The sequence below is a fragment of the Streptomyces sp. NPDC092952 genome, from assembly GCF_044754785.1.
Taxonomy (GTDB): domain Bacteria; phylum Actinomycetota; class Actinomycetes; order Streptomycetales; family Streptomycetaceae; genus Streptomyces.
The window spans coordinates 324,029-338,878 of sequence record NZ_JBIVPT010000001.1 but is presented as its reverse complement, the minus strand read 5'-3'; the positions used below and the strand labels follow the sequence as shown (position 1 = coordinate 338,878).

The window sequence follows — 14,850 nt, the reverse complement described above, 5'->3', positions numbered from 1 at the left end:
CTGAATATGGATATGCACACAGTCGTGGTGGGGACGTCCGGTACCACCGCACAGGACGTCATCGCCGTGGCCCGGGGCAACGCCCGCGTCGAGCTCTCGCCCGCCGCCCTCGACGCGCTCGCCGCCGCCCGCGAGATCGTGGACGCGCTCGCCGCCAAGCCCGAGCCGGTCTACGGCGTCTCCACCGGCTTCGGGGCGCTGGCCAGCCGGCACATCGGCCACGACCTCCGGGCCCAGCTCCAGCGCAACATCGTCCGCTCGCACGCCGCGGGCATGGGGCCGCGCGTCGAGCGCGAGGTGGTCCGCGCGCTGATGTTCCTGCGGCTGAAGACGGTCGCCTCCGGGCACACCGGCGTACGCCCCGAGGTCGCGCTGACCATGGCCGACGTGCTCAACGCGGGCATCACCCCGGTCGTCCACGAGTACGGCTCGCTGGGCTGCTCCGGCGACCTGGCCCCCCTCTCGCACTGCGCGCTGACGCTGATGGGCGAGGGCGAGGCGGAGGGCCCGGACGGCACCGTGCGCCCCGCCGGCGAGCTGCTCGCCGCCCACGGCATCACCCCGGTCGAGCTGCGCGAGAAGGAGGGCCTGGCCCTCCTCAACGGTACCGACGGCATGCTCGGCATGCTCGTGATGGCCCTGGCCGACCTGCGCCGCCTCTACACCTCCGCCGACATCACCGCCGCCCTCTCCCTGGAGGCGCTGCTCGGCACGGACAAGGTGCTCGCCCCGGAGCTGCACGCCATCCGCCCGCATCCCGGCCAGGGCGCCAGCGCCGACAACATGCTGCGGGTGCTGGCCGGTTCCGGCCTCACCGGCCACCATCAGGACGACGCGCCCCGCGTCCAGGACGCCTACTCGGTGCGGTGCGCGCCGCAGGTGAACGGCGCGGGCCGGGACACCCTCGACCACGCCGCGACCGTCGCCGCCCGCGAACTGGCCGCCGCCGTCGACAACCCGGTGGTCCTGCCCGACGGCCGGGTCGAGTCGAACGGGAACTTCCACGGCGCGCCCGTCGCGTACGTACTCGACTTCCTGGCGATCGTCGCGGCCGACCTGGGCTCCATCGCCGAGCGCCGCACCGACCGGCTGCTGGACAAGAACCGCTCGCACGGGCTGCCGCCGTTCCTCGCCGACGACGCCGGGGTGGACTCGGGCCTGATGATCGCCCAGTACACCCAGGCCGCCCTGGTCAGCGAGATGAAGCGGCTCGCGGTGCCCGCCTCGGCCGACTCGATCCCGTCCTCCGCGATGCAGGAGGACCACGTGTCGATGGGCTGGTCGGCGGCGCGCAAGCTCCGTACCGCCGTGGACAACCTCACCCGGATCGTGGCCGTCGAGCTCTACGCGGCGACCCGCGCCGTCGAACTGCGCGCCGCCGTGGGCCTGGTGCCCGCGCCCGCGTCCCGGGCCGTCGTCGAGGCGCTGCGGGCGGCCGGTGTGGAGGGCCCGGGGCCGGACCGCTTCCTCGCGCCGGACCTTGCCGGGGCGGACGCCTTCGTGCGGTCCGGGAGGCTGGTCGAGGCGGTCGAGGCGGTGACCGGGCCGCTGGCCTGAGCGGACCGGGAGGCCGGTGACGGCCGAGGGCCCGCGCCCGGCGCTCCTGGGGAAGGAGCACCGGGCGCGGGCCCGTTTCGTGGCCGGGGTGCCGGGGCGCCGGGTTCCGGCTAGGGCGTGTTTCGAAAGTGGCGTCGTCTGCCCGGAGGGCAGGCCCGGGGGTGTCCGGTGCGTGCGATCGCAAGGCGGAGGGTCGCCCCGATACTGGATGTATCGGGGTGATCCCGACAACGCGGCGAGTGTGCGTGCCGGACGCCCCCGGGCAGACGGGACTTTCGAAACATGCCCTAGGCGGCCTTCTTGTGCTCGTCCTTTCCTGAGCGCTTCACCGCGACCGTGGCCGTGGCCCGCGGGGAGGCGACCTCGGTGCCGTGGGGGGTGCGGGCGTGGGCGACGGCCGTGTCGGTGACGCGGCCGGCCTTCGCGTCCTGCTCGGTGACCGTGTGCGGCGGGACCGTGCAGGTCATCGACTCGCCGGGGGCCAGGGTCGTCCTCGGGCAGGTGACCTTGCCGCCGGTCGGGTCGTCCACCGTGACGTCGTGCAGGGTGGTTTCGCCGGTGTTGGTGACCTTCAGCTCCCAGTGGATGATGTCGCCGGGCCGGGCGGTGGCGCCGCCACCGCCACCGCCGCCGGACGGGCCGCGCGAGGAGCAGCCGACGTGCTTGCCGCCGGACGAGCAGTGGCCGCCGTCCTTCTTCTCGACCCTCGCCTTCTTCACGAGGCCCAGCGAACCCTGCTCGGGCTGGGAACCGGCGACGGTGAGACGGGCGGAGTCCCCCGGGGAGACGACGACGGCGCCGACACCGTTGACCGAGGTGGCGTGCGCGGTGTTGTCCACCCGCCCGGCCTCGGCGTCGTCCCGCGTCACCGTGTAGACGCCGGTGCAGGTCGTGGAGGCGCCCGCGGGCAGTTCCGTGACGGGGCAGGACGCCTGCGGCGGGACTCCGGTGCCGGTGAAGGCGGTGTCGAGGACGCGCAGGTCGTGCACGGCCGCGTTACCGGTGTTGGTGACCTTGTACGTGTAGGTCACGGTGTCCCCGGCGGCGGCCCTGGTGGGACTGACGCTCTTGTCGAAGGCCAGCGTGGCGCGCGAGACCCCCACCGCGGCCTCCGCGTCGCCGGACGTGACGTTCTCGGCGTTGTCGACGCGGGTCGCCACGGCGTGCGCGGTGTTGGTGATCCGGCCCGCCGCGATGTCCTTGTCGGTGACGGTGTAGCCCGCGGTGCACAGGACGTTGCCGCCCGGCGGGACGGGCTCCTGGGGGCAGGAGGCGGCCGGTGCTCCGCCGCTGCCGCTGAACGCGCTCTCCACGATGCGGGGCGCCACCAGCGTGGTGGAGCCGGTGTTGGTGACCGTGAACGCGTACGAGACGGTCTCGCCCGCGGCCCACACGGTGCCCGGCGCGGCCGTCTTGGTGACGCGGAGCCCGGCGGTGCCGGTCGTGGTCAGCGTGGTGTCGCTCCGCTCGGAGCCGACGTCCCGTCCGCCCGGGTCGAGAGCGGCGGCGCTGGCGGTGTTGTCCACCCTTCCGGCGTCGATGTCGGCCTGCGTCACCGTGTAGGCGGCGGTGCAGGTGGTCCCGGCGCCCGGCGCGAGCGTCGTCACCGGGCAGGACACCTCGGGGGAGCCGCCGGTGCCGCTGAAGCCGTTCTCGACGATGTGCAGCCCGTGCAGGGTGGTGGTGCCGGTGTTGGTGACGCGGAAGGAGTACGTCACCCGCTGTCCGGCGGCGTCGACCGAGGCCGGGCTCACCGACTTCCGCAGCGACAGGCCCGGCCGGGCCGGCGGCCCTTCCAGGACGACGGAGCCGGTGTTCGAGGTGACCGCTCCGCCCGCGGAGGTGCCGGTCGCGTGCGCGGTGTTCGCGACGGTGCCCCGGTCGATGTCCGCCTGGGTCAGCGTGTAGGTCGCGGTGCAGGTACGGGACGCGCCCGCCGGGAGGGAGCCCCCGGGGCAGGTCACGTCGGGCTTCGGACCGCTGCCGGTGAACTCCGTCTCGTCGATCGCGACGTCGTCCACGGTGGTGTTGCCGGTGTTGACCACCTCGTAGAAGTAGGTGATCTCCCGGCCGACGGTGAAGTCCTCGGGCGCGTCGGGTGCCGCGGACTTGCGCAGCGCGAGTCCGGGTTCCCGGTCGATGAGCACCGTGTCACTGTCCCGGTCGGTCACCTGCTGTCCGTCCGGGGCGGACCCGGTCACCTCGGCGGTGTTGACGAGGACGCCCTGGTCCACGTCCAGCGGCTCGACGACGTAGCTGTTGTGGCAGGACACCGACTGGCCCGGGGCGAGCGTGTGGTCCCACCCGCCGCAGTCCAGCGGCAGCAGCTGGCCGTGACCGTTGAACTCGACGTCCTGGGCCTGCACGTGGGTGAGCGTGGTGTTGCCGGTGTTGGTGAAGGTGTACGTGTACCGCACCTCCTGGCCGGGGTGGGTGATCGGCCCGCCGCCCGACGTCTTGGTGACGGCGATCCCCGGATTCCGGTTCGCCTCGACACGTGCCTGAGAAGGCGGGGACTCGACGGCCTGTCCGGAGTCGTCGACGGCGATGGCCGTGGCCGCGTTGTCGATGCCGCCCGCGTCGATGTCCTGCTGGGTGACGGTGTAGGTGGCCGTGCAGGTCATCGCCTCGCCGGGGGCGAGGGAACTGGAGGGGCAGGAGAGCGCGGACAGGGGGCCGGTGCCGGTGAAGCCGTGCTCGTCGAGCGCCACGTCGTGCAGCCGGGCCGAGCCGGTGTTGACCACCCGGTAGTGGTACGTCACCTGGTCCCCGGCGGCGTTCACGGTCGTCGGGTCGACACTCTTGTCGATGCTGATCTCGGGGCTCGGCCGGAACACGTAGACGCTCGCCGAGCTGTCCGACTCGGTCACCTGGCCGTTGGTGGCGTGGCCCGTGGCATGGGCGTGGTTGACGACGGCGCCGTCGTCCGCGTCCTGCCCGGTGACCTGGTAATCGGTGGCGCCGCACTCCTGCTCCTCACCCGGCAGGACCGGCCCGCAGTCGAAGTGGGCGCCGAGGCGCGGGTCGTCGACGACGACGTGGTCGAGCACGGTGGTGCCGGTGTTGATCACGCGGAAGGTGTAGTGGAGCACGTCGCCGGGTGCGGCGGCCTGCTGGTCCACCTCCTTCACCAGTTCCATCGAGGCCTGGCCGACGGCGAAGTTGTCGATCTCGCAGTGGATCTCCCCGGTCCGCACCGCGCGGAAGGTCCAGTCACCGGGCCCGCCTTCGAGCGGCAGCCCGTTGCCGGCGCCGTCGGTGCAGCGGGCCTGGGAGTGGTACTGGTCGGGGAAGGGCGGGAAGAAGTCGTTCGTCAGGTGGTCGAACAGGTGGTACGTGCGGCCCGGCTCGACCGGGACCGGCGGGGCGGTGACGCTGTCGTCGCCGTCCTGGCTGGTGTTCGAGGTGAGCAGGTTGCCGGTGTCGTCGAAGACCCCGATCTTGAACTGGTCGTCGGGGTGGTTGCGCCCGTGGATCCGCTTGGTCAGCGTCAGGTTCGCCGGTGCCGCGGGCAGCGCGCACTGGGCGCCGTCCTGCTGGGTGTCCGGCACCTCGCCGATCGACGTGGAGCTCCGCGCGCCCAGGTCGACACGGACGAGGGTCCGGTCGGAGACGCCGTAGAGGGACGTGCCGTCGGTGAAGGTGGCGTTGAAGAGGGACGACGGGTAGTTCCCGCTCACCGGCCCGAGGTCGTCCAGCGTGTGCGTGCCGGGATCGAAGAACACCAGGTGGGCGGGTGGGGCGCTGGTGGCGCCGCGCAGCCCGTACAGGCCGGTGCCGGCCGGGCCGTCCATGTACGACCAGTCGCCGGGGGCCTGCTGTCCGACGTCGCCGGACGCGAGGACCGTGCCGTAGCCGGGCGAGCCGGGGGACAGGTCGATCTCGGCCCACCGGCCGGAGTCACCCATGATCCACCAGTGGCCCCGCGGGTCGATGTCGCCCGCGACCGGGGCGAACGGGGCGTCGATGCCCGTCGGCTCCAGGACGCCGTTCTCCCCGACCCGGAAGACCTGGTGCGGGGCGGAGCCGTCGGCCTGGACCCCGTAGAAGTAGTCGTCGAGAGGGTTGTAGCCGACCGCTTCCATGCCCAGCGCGGTCTCACCGGCCGCCGACACATCGCCGGAGGACGGGTCGATCTGCATGATCCGGGGGCCGGGGGCCGGGGGCTCTCCCTCGGCCGGCAGGGTCTCGAAGGTGTAGCCGGTCGGTCCGCCGGGCGGGCACTGCCAGGTCGGCAGCCCGCTCACCCGGGGAGAGACGGCCGCGGCGCGGGCGGGCGGGGCGTCCGGCACGCCCACCGCGACGCCCTGACCGATCGTCATGGCCAGCGAGGTGGCCCAGGCGACCGCCCAGCCGACGGCTCTCCGGCGTCGCCCGCGAACGCGGGCCCCGACCCCTCCGGCCCCCCTGGCGGAGCCGCCTCCCGGCAGGTCCGACCGCGCATGGTGTCGCATCCGTCACTCCTTGTCGACATCTGTTGGTCGGTCCGAGAACAGCAGACGGTGGGGCGGGGAGGAGGTGTACGGGGTGTGCCCGGCCGACGGATCCACCGAAAGATGCGCGCGGTGTGGCGTTTGGCCCGAAGGGTGCGGCCGCCCCGCTTCGGCGGCCGGTGCGGGGCGGTTCCGCCGCACGGCGGAACCGCGCACGGTCGGGGTACGTCCGAAGTAGCCCGGTTGGTCCGGGAGTTGTCGCCGATTCCGCTCCGCCCGTCCGGTGGCGCGGCTGCCCGGCGCCTCGTGGCGGGCTCCGTCCGGTGCGGCCGGTCCCGGCCGTGTCCGCCAGGCGGTTCCGGGGGAGCCGGGCGGACCCGTCCCGCCGGCCGGGGAACCCGGCCGGCCGTCAGCTCCCGAGCGCTGCCGAGGCTCCCCGCGACGAGCGGGCGAACGCGGCGCCGATGCCCAGCGCCGTCACCCCGCCGATCAGATACGGGGTGGTGTCGATCCCGGCCCCCGCCCCGGCCGCGCCCTCGGCTTCGGTGCCGGACGGGCCCGGCACCGCCTCGGGGGCCTGTACGGTGACGACCGGCCCGCCCCGCGCCTGTGCCGTACCGGCCGGTTCGTCCGTCGCGTTGGCGGACGGCACGAACCACAGTGCGGTCAGCAAGGCGGCCGCCGCGGTGGCGGTCAGGAGCGGGCGACGGGCGGCGGCCATGGAATCGATCCCCTTGTCACAGCCGTGAGTTAAGCGCGTGCGCCGATGCTAGTGAAAGCAGCGGGTCGCGGGAAAGCCGGGGGTCCGGGGAGCTTACGCTCCGGCGCATGAGTACATCTGAGTCAGCGCGTTTCGTTCGGCTTCGCGTCGAAATGGTGCTGGAGATCACGGACTCCGCCGCTCTCGGCGGCACGGCCCTGGAGTCGATCGCCGCCGAGTACGGGGAGCAGGGCGCCGGGCCCGCCGAGGAGCGCCGGCAGGCGGAAGCCGCCGTACGGGAGGACGACGCGGAGGCCCTCGCCTCGCTCATCGACCCGTTCGACCTGGTCAGCGGGGTGCCCGGGGTCGAACTCGCCCAGGCCTCCTGGAGCAGCGAGGCCGTCGACTACGACCCGGACGACCCGGAGGGCCTGGACTCCTGGGACCCCGACGACGAGGACGACGCGTCGGACCCGTACCCCGACGACTGCGCCGAGGAGGAGGCCGACGACGCCGGGGAGGGGGTTGCGGGCGTCCCGCACAATGGATGAGAACGACGTCGGCCACGCCGCCCCGGGCGGTGTGGCCGACAGCTGGTGAACAACCGGCCCCGGCCCTCTTTCGAAGCGGGCCGGGGCCGCTCCGCCCGCCGGTCGCCGATGGGCGGCCGGCGTCGGGAACCGCCGCGGTCGCGGACGCGTCGATGAGTGTTGTTCCCCACATCCTTCGCGGATGTGGAACGGAGAACGCTGCCCACGGGTTCTAGAGCCAATGACGGTTTCGCCGGTGCGGCGGCTACGTCCGGGGTTTTTGGGGATTCGGCAACGATGGAGAAGCGTGTGATGACGGACAGCAAGCGGCGCAGGGGCCTGATGGCCGCGTCCGCACTGCTCGGTGGCGTTCTGGTACTCACGGCCTGCAACGACGACGGGGGCAGCGCCGACGGCTCGAACCAGTCACAGGCATCCGAGGTCGACAAGGCCGCGGCGCAGGACGCGTCCGAGGCCCAGATATCGATCTCGCCCAAGAACGGCGCGACCAACGCGAGCATCAACAACGACGCGAAGGTCACCGTCGCCAAGGGCACGCTGACCCAGGTCGCCATGACCACCACCGCCGGTGCCGAGGTCAAGGGCACGCTCGCCGCCGACGGCAAGAGCTGGAAGCCGGACGTCCAGCTGGAGCGCTCGACCACGTACAAGATCACCGCCACGGCGAAGGACGCCAAGGGCCGCGAGGCCCACGAGAACACCTCCTTCACCACGGTCTCGCCCGCCAACAGCTTCATCGGGAACTTCACCCCCGAGGACGGCTCCACGGTCGGCGTCGGCATGCCGGTCTCGATCAACTTCAACAAGGCGATCACGAACAAGAAGGCCGTCCAGGCCGGGATCACCGTGACCTCCAGCAGCGGCCAGCAGGTCGTCGGCCACTGGTTCAACGCCCAGCGCCTCGACCTCCGCCCCGAGAACTACTGGCAGGGCGGTTCCACCGTCACGCTGAAGCTCGCGCTGGACGGCGTCGAGGGCGCCAACGGCGTCTTCGGCGTCCAGCAGAAGACGGTCACCTTCAAGGTCGGCCGCAACCAGGTCTCCACCGTCGACGCCAAGACGAAGATGATGACCATCACCCGGGACGGCAAGACGGTCAAGACCATCCCGATCTCCTCCGGCTCCCCGGACAACCCCACGTACAACGGGCAGATGGTGATCTCCGAGAAGTTCAAGGAGACCCGGATGAACGGTGACACCGTCGGCTTCGGCGGCGAGTACGACATCAAGGACGTGCCGCACGCCATGCGGCTGTCCACCTCGGGCACCTTCATCCACGGCAACTACTGGGGCGCGCGGTCGATCTTCGGCAGCGCCAACACCAGCCACGGCTGTGTCGGCCTCGCCGACGTGAAGGGCGCGGGCGACGCCAACCAGCCCGCCGCCTGGTTCTACAACAACTCCCTCATCGGTGACGTGGTCGTCGTCAAGAACTCCCCGGACAAGACCATCACCCCGGACAACGGCCTCAACGGCTGGAACATGAGCTGGGCGGAGTGGACGGCCGGTTCCGAGGCCTGATCCTCCCCTCCGGGCCCGAGGTCTGATCCTCACCTCCGGGCCCGGCGGCCTCCCGGCCCGCCCGGCGCGGCCCGCACCCCGTACGGAGGCGGCGGTGTCCCGGATCCTTCCCCGGATCCGCGACACCGCCGCCTCCGGCGTTCGTGAAGGTTCTCATCCGGCTCTCACCGCAGCCTTATCCCGCCATCACGAGCGCTCCCTAGCCTCGCGCCATGTTCTTCACCTACCTCCGGCGCGAGCTGCGCCGGCGCAGAAAGGCGGCGCTGGTCGTCGCCTCGGGGCTGGCGCTCGGCATCGCGCTGGTCATCGTCGTCAGCTCCGTCTCCACCGGCATGGGCCGGGCCCAGGACAAGGTCCTGGAATCGCTGTACGGCCTCGGCACCGACATGACGGTCACCAAGGCGGCCGCCGCCCCCGGCTCGGGCGGCACCGGCCGGCCCAGGTTCGAGTTCGACGCCAAGGGCGACGACGCCGCGGACCAGAGCAGCGACCGCGTCATGGTCCAGGGCTTCCAGACGCTGCCCGCCGCCACGGTCGCGAAGATCGGCGGACAGGACGGGGTCGCCGACGCGGTCGGCGGGCTCAGCCTCAACGTCATGAAGGTCGACGGCCAGTTCCGGCGCGGCGAGTTCAAGCAGCAGGAGGGCACGGACCAGGGCGGCCGGAGCGGTCAGGGCGGCCCCGGCGGCGGTGGCGGGATGCCGCAGGGCGAGGTCCGGGGCGGCGGCGCCTCCTTCGACGTCAACTCCTTCTCGGTGTACGGCACCGACGTCACCGCGCAGGGCCTCGGCCCGCTGACCTCCTCGAAGATCACCAAGGGCCGTACGTTCAAGACCTCCGAGACCGACGCGAAGGTGGCCGTCGTCGACGCCTCCTACGCCAAGGAGAAGAAGCTCGCGGTCGACAAGACCGTCACCGTCCACGGCACGAAGTTCACGATCATCGGCGTCTCGACCGCCGACAGCGGTGACGCCGCCGCCGACCTGTACATACCGCTGAAGCGGGCGCAGACCCTCGCCGACGCGAAGGACAAGGTCACCACGGTCTACGTGAAGGCCACCGACTCGCAGCGGATCGACGAGGTCAAGTCCGCCATCCAGAAGAACGTCTCCGGCACGACCGTCACCACCTCGGCGGACCTCGCCGACACCGTCTCGGGCTCCCTGTCCACCGCGTCCGACCTGGCGGCGGGCGTCGGCAAGTGGCTCTCGATCGTGGTCCTGGCCGCCGCGTTCCTGGTGGCCGGACTGCTGACCTCCTCGGCGGTCAGCCGCCGGGTGCGGGAGTTCGGCACGCTGAAGGCGCTCGGCTGGAAGAGCGGCCGGGTCACCCGCCAGGTCATGGGCGAGGCCCTGGTCAACGGGTTGCTGGGCGGTGTCATCGGGATCGCCGTGGGCCTCGCCGGGGCCTGGCTGGTGACGGCGGTCAGCCCCACGCTCACCGCACAGCTCGGCGCGTCCGGCGGCGGGACGGGTGGCCGCATGGGCGGCTTCGGCGGCGGCATGGGCGGCGGCCCGATGGGCGGGCCCGGCGCCTCCCGGACCCTCGACATCGCGCTGACCGCGCCCGTCTCGCTCTCCGTCATCCTCACCGCCGTCGCCCTGGCCGTGGCGGGCGGGCTGATCGCCGGTGCCTTCGGCGGCTGGCGGGCCTCCCGGCTGCGCCCGGCCGACGCGCTGCGCCGCGTCGAGTAACCGCCACCGCGCGACAACCTCCCCTATTCCAGCAGGAGTTGAACCCATGTACACACTCAGGGACGTCACCAAGCGCTATACGCGCGGCAAGGCCACCGTCGACGCGCTCGCCGGTGTCGACCTGACCATCGAGGACGGCGGCCGACTGGTCATCCAGGGCCCGACCGGCGGCGGAAAGTCCACCCTGCTCCAGATGCTCGGCGGGCTGGACCGTCCCACGAGCGGCAGCGTCGAACTCGACGGTGTCGACCTCGCCCGGCTCGGCGAGGCCAGGCTCACCCGGGTGCGGGCGCAGACGATCGGCTTCGTCTTCCAGAGCTTCAACCTGATCCCGACGCTCACCGCCCAGGAGAACGTCGAGACCGCGCTCGTACCGCTCGGCGTCCGGCCCGCCGAGCGCCGGAGCCGGGCCGCCGAGGCGCTGGACTCCGTCGGTCTCGGCGAGCGGCTCGGCCATCTGCCCAGCGAGATGTCCGGGGGCCAGCAGCAGCGGGTGGCCATCGCCCGTGCCCTGGTCAAGCGGCCGAAGGTGCTGCTCGCCGACGAACCGACCGGCAACCTCGACGAGTCGATGCGCGACGAGATCATGGAGGTGCTGGAGACCATGTGGAAGGAGCACGGACTGACCTTCGTCATGGTCACCCACGACAGCGCCATCGCCAGGCGCGCACCGCGCCTCGCGACCATCCGCAAGGGCCGCGTCACCATCACGGAGAACGCGGCGGCGGCCTGACGGAGGTGCCGGGCGCGTGGGTGCGGGTTCGCGGCGCCGGGGTCAGCGGTACGCGGCGGTGGCGGCGCGGTAGGTGGCGAGGTCCCTGCGCCGGACCTGCCGCACGCCGAGGGGGTCGGCGCGGCCGAGTACGTTGCGTCCGGCCCTCGTGCCGGGGCCCGCGCCGCCGCCCGGCCCCGTCCCCGCGTCCGCCCCCGCTGCCCTCGTTCCCGGTGCCTTGAACAACGAGCGCAGCCCGTACCAGGGTTGCAGCAGCGTCCAGCTCAGCCCGTACAGCCAGCGCCGCGCCAGCGTCCAGGGCCCCGGACGTCCGGCGTCGGGCATCCTGACCACCCGTATCCCCATGAGCAGCTTGCCCGCACCGGCCCCGGCGAGCGCGGTGAGCACCACATGGTTGAGGAAGGAGAACGCGAGCGCGGGGCCGAGCAGCAGACCGGCCGCCTCGGCGGCCGTGGCCGTGTCCAGGTGGGGTCTGGCCAGCAGCCCGGTGGTGATCAGGCAGAGGTAGACATCGAGGCCGACGGCGAGGTAGCGCCGCATCTCGCCCACGCGCGGCGGTACCCGCGTCCCGGCGGGCTGTCCGAATCCGGGCACTCCGGTGAAGTTCCGGTGGCGCCCCTCACCCCGTGAATTCGTCATGGCCGAATCATCGCCGAAGTACCCTCCACCGCGACTACGGGAGAGCTCTTAGGCTCCCGGTCATGACTGTCGCCGTCACCGCCATGATCACCGCCGTAGTCGGAGTGCTCGGCACTCTCCTCGCCCCCGTGCTGTCCCAGCGGATGATCGCGCGTCAGCGCGCCGACGAGACCCGACTGGCCGACGAACGCGGGAGGTTCGAGGAACGGCGCGCCCAGTACACGGCCATGAACCGGGCGTCCCGGCAGTTCCACACCCTGCTCAAGGACGCCCTGCACCGCATCCGCGACGGCGTCTACACCGAGCAGGAGCGCACCCAGCTCGAAGAGGCCCGCCTCGACCACCGCGACCGCTACGCCGAGGCCCAGATGATCGTCCCGGAGCGGATACTGGAGGCCTCCCGCGAGGTCAACCGGGTCCTCGCCGCCGGGGACGCCACGGTCAAACGCCTGGACCGGGGCCTGGCCCGGGAGGGCGAGAACGTCGAACAGGCCCTCCTCGGCCTCAAGGCGGCCGACACCCACCTCACCGCTCTGCGCCGACTGATGCGCCAGGATCTCGGCGTCACCGACTAAGGGCTGTCCGGTAATCCCTGGCGGGCGTGCGACGACAGTCACGGCACCTCGCCGCGTTGTCGGAACGCCCGAATACATCCAGTATTCGGGCGTCCCTCCGCCTTGCGATGCACCGCGTCTGACGCCGCACGCTGATCCACCAGGGATTACGGGACAGCCCTTAGCGAGGCGGCGCGTCCGGCGGATCATGGCCGGACCGGGCCGGGTCGTACGGGGCCGGACCGGGCCGGGGCGTACCGGACTGGATCACGGCCGGACCGGGGCGAGGGTTCCGGTGCCGTGGGCCGGGGACCGCGCCCGGGAAGGCGGCAACTCCCGTACGGCCGGAGCCGGTACGGCGCGTCCAGCCGGTACTCCCCGCCCCGCCGCACCGTCAGCCGCGTCCACCCGCCCTCCGCGCGCAGGCACCCGCCCCCGCCCGCCCGCAGCCACGGCGAAGGGGCGATCCGTACCGTCACCGAACCGGCGGCGGGCATCCGTACGACCAGCGAGGCGTCGTCCCCGCGCACCACCGTGCCCGGCGCGGAGACCAGCGGCACCGCCCCGCGCACCCGGTAGATCCGCCACCCCGTGCCCCGCCACACCTGCTCCAGCCGGCCGGCGCCGCGCCGGACGAGCGCCGCCTCCGCCTCGGCCGGGCCGTCCGGCCTGCCGTCGTGCAGCACGACCAGGCCCACCGCCCACCGCTCCAGCCAGGCCCGGTACGCGGCCGGGGTCGGCCCGTCTCCGTAGAAGAGCCGTCCGCGCTCCACGTCCAGCTGCCGGTTCCAGCCGCGCGCCAGGTTCACGTACGGCGCCAGCAGTACGGCCTCGCGGTGGTCGCGGGCCGGCACCACCTCCACCCGGGTCCGTCCGGCACCCAGCCGGTGCAGCGCCGCGACCACGCCGTCGGTGTGCTCCGCCCAGGCGGGCACCGCCGTGGACACCCGCAGGTCGTCGCCGGTCCGGTCGGCCAGCCACCCCGAGACGAACACCAGCGCACCGGCGAGCACCGCAGCCCGCGCCCGCGCCCCTGCCCCTGCCCTTCGCGAGCGTGGCACCGGCACCGGTACCGAAGCCAGCGCCGCGAGCAGCACGGGCGGACCGGCCACCCCCACCAGCCGCTCCACGTTCGTCCCGACGGGCGAGGCCACGAGGAAGGTCAGGACGACCCCGGCCGCGTACACCGCCGCCGCACGCCGGACCACCCCGAGCCCCCTCCCGCGCGGCCCCGCGCACCCCAGCACCGCACAGGCCGCCAGCGGCACCCACAGCCTGCCCGCCGGCATCGGCTGCTCACCGGTGAACGGGAACAGCACCGTCGTGACCGCCACCAGCACGAACGGCGGCACCACCAGCGCGGCCGCCCGCCGCCACCGCCCGCCCAGCCCGTACGCCGCACCCACCACCAGGAACAGCCCCGCCACCGGGCTCGCCGCCGTCGCCGCCGCCGCCCACCCCGCCGCGAGGCCGGCCCGGCGCCGTACGTACAGCAGCGCGACCAGTCCGAGCGCGACCCCCACCGCGAAGGTGGTCCGCCCGGACGCCGTGTTGCACCAGAGCGTCAGCGAGCCCAGCACCGACACCGCGACCGGCCACCGCACCCCGCCCCGCACACAGAGCCGCCCCAGCGCCCACGCCGCACCGACCCCCGCCGCCACGGTCACCGTCCGCACCCCGAGGACCGCCATCAGGTGCGGGGTCAGCAGGCTGTAGTTGGCGGGGTGCGCCCCTCCGTACCAGGAGAGGTTGTACGCGGACCCCGGATGCCGCGACGCGAATCCGGCCCAGGCGAGCTGCGCCGCCAGATCGCCGCCCCCGGTCGCCAGCACCAGCGCCCACAGCAGCTGGAGGGGCAGGGCGACCAGCACCGCGATCCCCGGCACCCGCCACCGGTCCGCCGCCCACCACCGCCCGTCGGCTCCGGCCGCCCCGGCCGCCGCGGCGCGCGTGCCGGTGCCCTCGGTGATCACCACCCGGAAAACCTAGGACGCGGCAGGGGTACAGCCAGCTCCACCACGGCCTCGGGTGGCCGCTCCATTCCTGCGTACCCACCGAACGGAGCACGATGAGGACCACACCACGACACGGAGGAACCCCATGAAGGCCCTGCTCTGGATCGTCCTTCTCGGCGCTGTCGCCGGGAACGTCTCGCTCAATCTGATGGAGGACACCGGCCTGCACATCGCGCTGAGCGTGGTCTCCGGCGTGATCGTCCTCGCCTCCGGCACGGGCCTGTGGATGCTGCGCGGCGGGGGCCGGGGGGAGTACCACGGTTAGGAACCGGTCCACCAGGGGAGATGCCCTTGCACGGACTCGGGGGGTAGCTGGGAGAATCGCTCCGCCACAACGGTTCAGTACGTCGCTTCCGTGAGCCGCAGAGCGTGCGATGCCGAGCGACGCCCTCAATGGGGAGGGGGACCGCCGACACCTCCCGGGACGGGGGTGTCATCGCGCGCCATGCCCAT

General features: G+C 73.0%; 11 protein-coding genes. 7 read left to right on the top strand and 4 right to left on the bottom strand.

The window, feature by feature from the left end:
* Positions 1-6: 6 nt before the first annotated feature.
* On the top strand, positions 7-1,557 hold the full coding sequence (gene hutH / locus ACIQGQ_RS01515; protein ID WP_402389283.1) for a histidine ammonia-lyase: 1,551 nt from the start codon (positions 7-9) through the stop codon (positions 1,555-1,557).
* Between the two features lie 287 nt (positions 1,558-1,844).
* On the opposite strand, the gene ACIQGQ_RS01510 is transcribed toward hutH, so the two are convergent.
* Together ACIQGQ_RS01510 and ACIQGQ_RS01505 are read right to left on the bottom strand one after the other, a co-directional pair.
* Entirely contained in the window at positions 1,845-6,011 is a 4,167-nt protein-coding gene (locus tag ACIQGQ_RS01510; RefSeq protein ID WP_402389280.1) for a hypothetical protein, read from the bottom strand.
* Between the two features lie 388 nt (positions 6,012-6,399).
* Entirely contained in the window at positions 6,400-6,711 is a 312-nt protein-coding gene (locus ACIQGQ_RS01505) for a hypothetical protein (RefSeq protein WP_402389279.1), read from the bottom strand.
* Positions 6,712-6,818: 107 nt separating this feature from the next.
* On the opposite strand from ACIQGQ_RS01505, the gene ACIQGQ_RS01500 reads away from it, so the two are divergent.
* The 4 genes from ACIQGQ_RS01500 (at position 6,819) to ACIQGQ_RS01485 (ending at position 11,189) form a co-directional block, all read left to right on the top strand.
* A complete protein-coding gene (locus ACIQGQ_RS01500; RefSeq protein ID WP_402389277.1) occupies positions 6,819-7,241 on the top strand; it encodes a hypothetical protein in 423 nt (140 codons plus the stop codon).
* Between the two features lie 276 nt (positions 7,242-7,517).
* A complete protein-coding gene (locus ACIQGQ_RS01495) occupies positions 7,518-8,762 on the top strand; it encodes an Ig-like domain-containing protein (RefSeq protein ID WP_402389274.1) in 1,245 nt (414 codons plus the stop codon).
* 212 nt (positions 8,763-8,974) lie between these two features.
* Complete coding sequence (locus tag ACIQGQ_RS01490) at positions 8,975-10,456, top strand: ABC transporter permease (protein WP_402389272.1); 1,482 nt, start codon at positions 8,975-8,977, stop codon at positions 10,454-10,456.
* 46 nt (positions 10,457-10,502) lie between these two features.
* Complete coding sequence (locus ACIQGQ_RS01485) at positions 10,503-11,189, top strand: ABC transporter ATP-binding protein (protein WP_402389269.1); 687 nt, start codon at positions 10,503-10,505, stop codon at positions 11,187-11,189.
* A gap of 42 nt (positions 11,190-11,231) precedes the next feature.
* Here ACIQGQ_RS01485 and ACIQGQ_RS01480 read toward each other — a convergent pair whose 3' ends face one another.
* Entirely contained in the window at positions 11,232-11,729 is a 498-nt protein-coding gene (locus ACIQGQ_RS01480) for an RDD family protein (protein ID WP_402390279.1), read from the bottom strand.
* Between the two features lie 161 nt (positions 11,730-11,890).
* Between ACIQGQ_RS01480 and ACIQGQ_RS01475 the strand changes: the two genes are divergently transcribed.
* On the top strand, positions 11,891-12,403 hold the full coding sequence (locus ACIQGQ_RS01475) for a hypothetical protein (protein ID WP_402389266.1): 513 nt from the start codon (positions 11,891-11,893) through the stop codon (positions 12,401-12,403).
* Between the two features lie 185 nt (positions 12,404-12,588).
* On the opposite strand, the gene ACIQGQ_RS01470 is transcribed toward ACIQGQ_RS01475, so the two are convergent.
* Positions 12,589-14,268, bottom strand: a complete 1,680-nt coding sequence (locus ACIQGQ_RS01470) for a hypothetical protein (protein ID WP_402390276.1) — start codon at positions 14,266-14,268, stop codon at positions 12,589-12,591.
* A 214-nt stretch (positions 14,269-14,482) separates the two neighbouring features.
* Here ACIQGQ_RS01470 and ACIQGQ_RS01465 point away from each other — a divergent pair, with 214 nt between their 5' ends.
* Positions 14,483-14,662: a hypothetical protein gene (locus tag ACIQGQ_RS01465; protein ID WP_402389263.1), complete on the top strand. Its 180-nt coding sequence runs from the start codon at positions 14,483-14,485 to the stop codon at positions 14,660-14,662.
* The last annotated feature ends 188 nt before the right edge of the window (positions 14,663-14,850 follow it).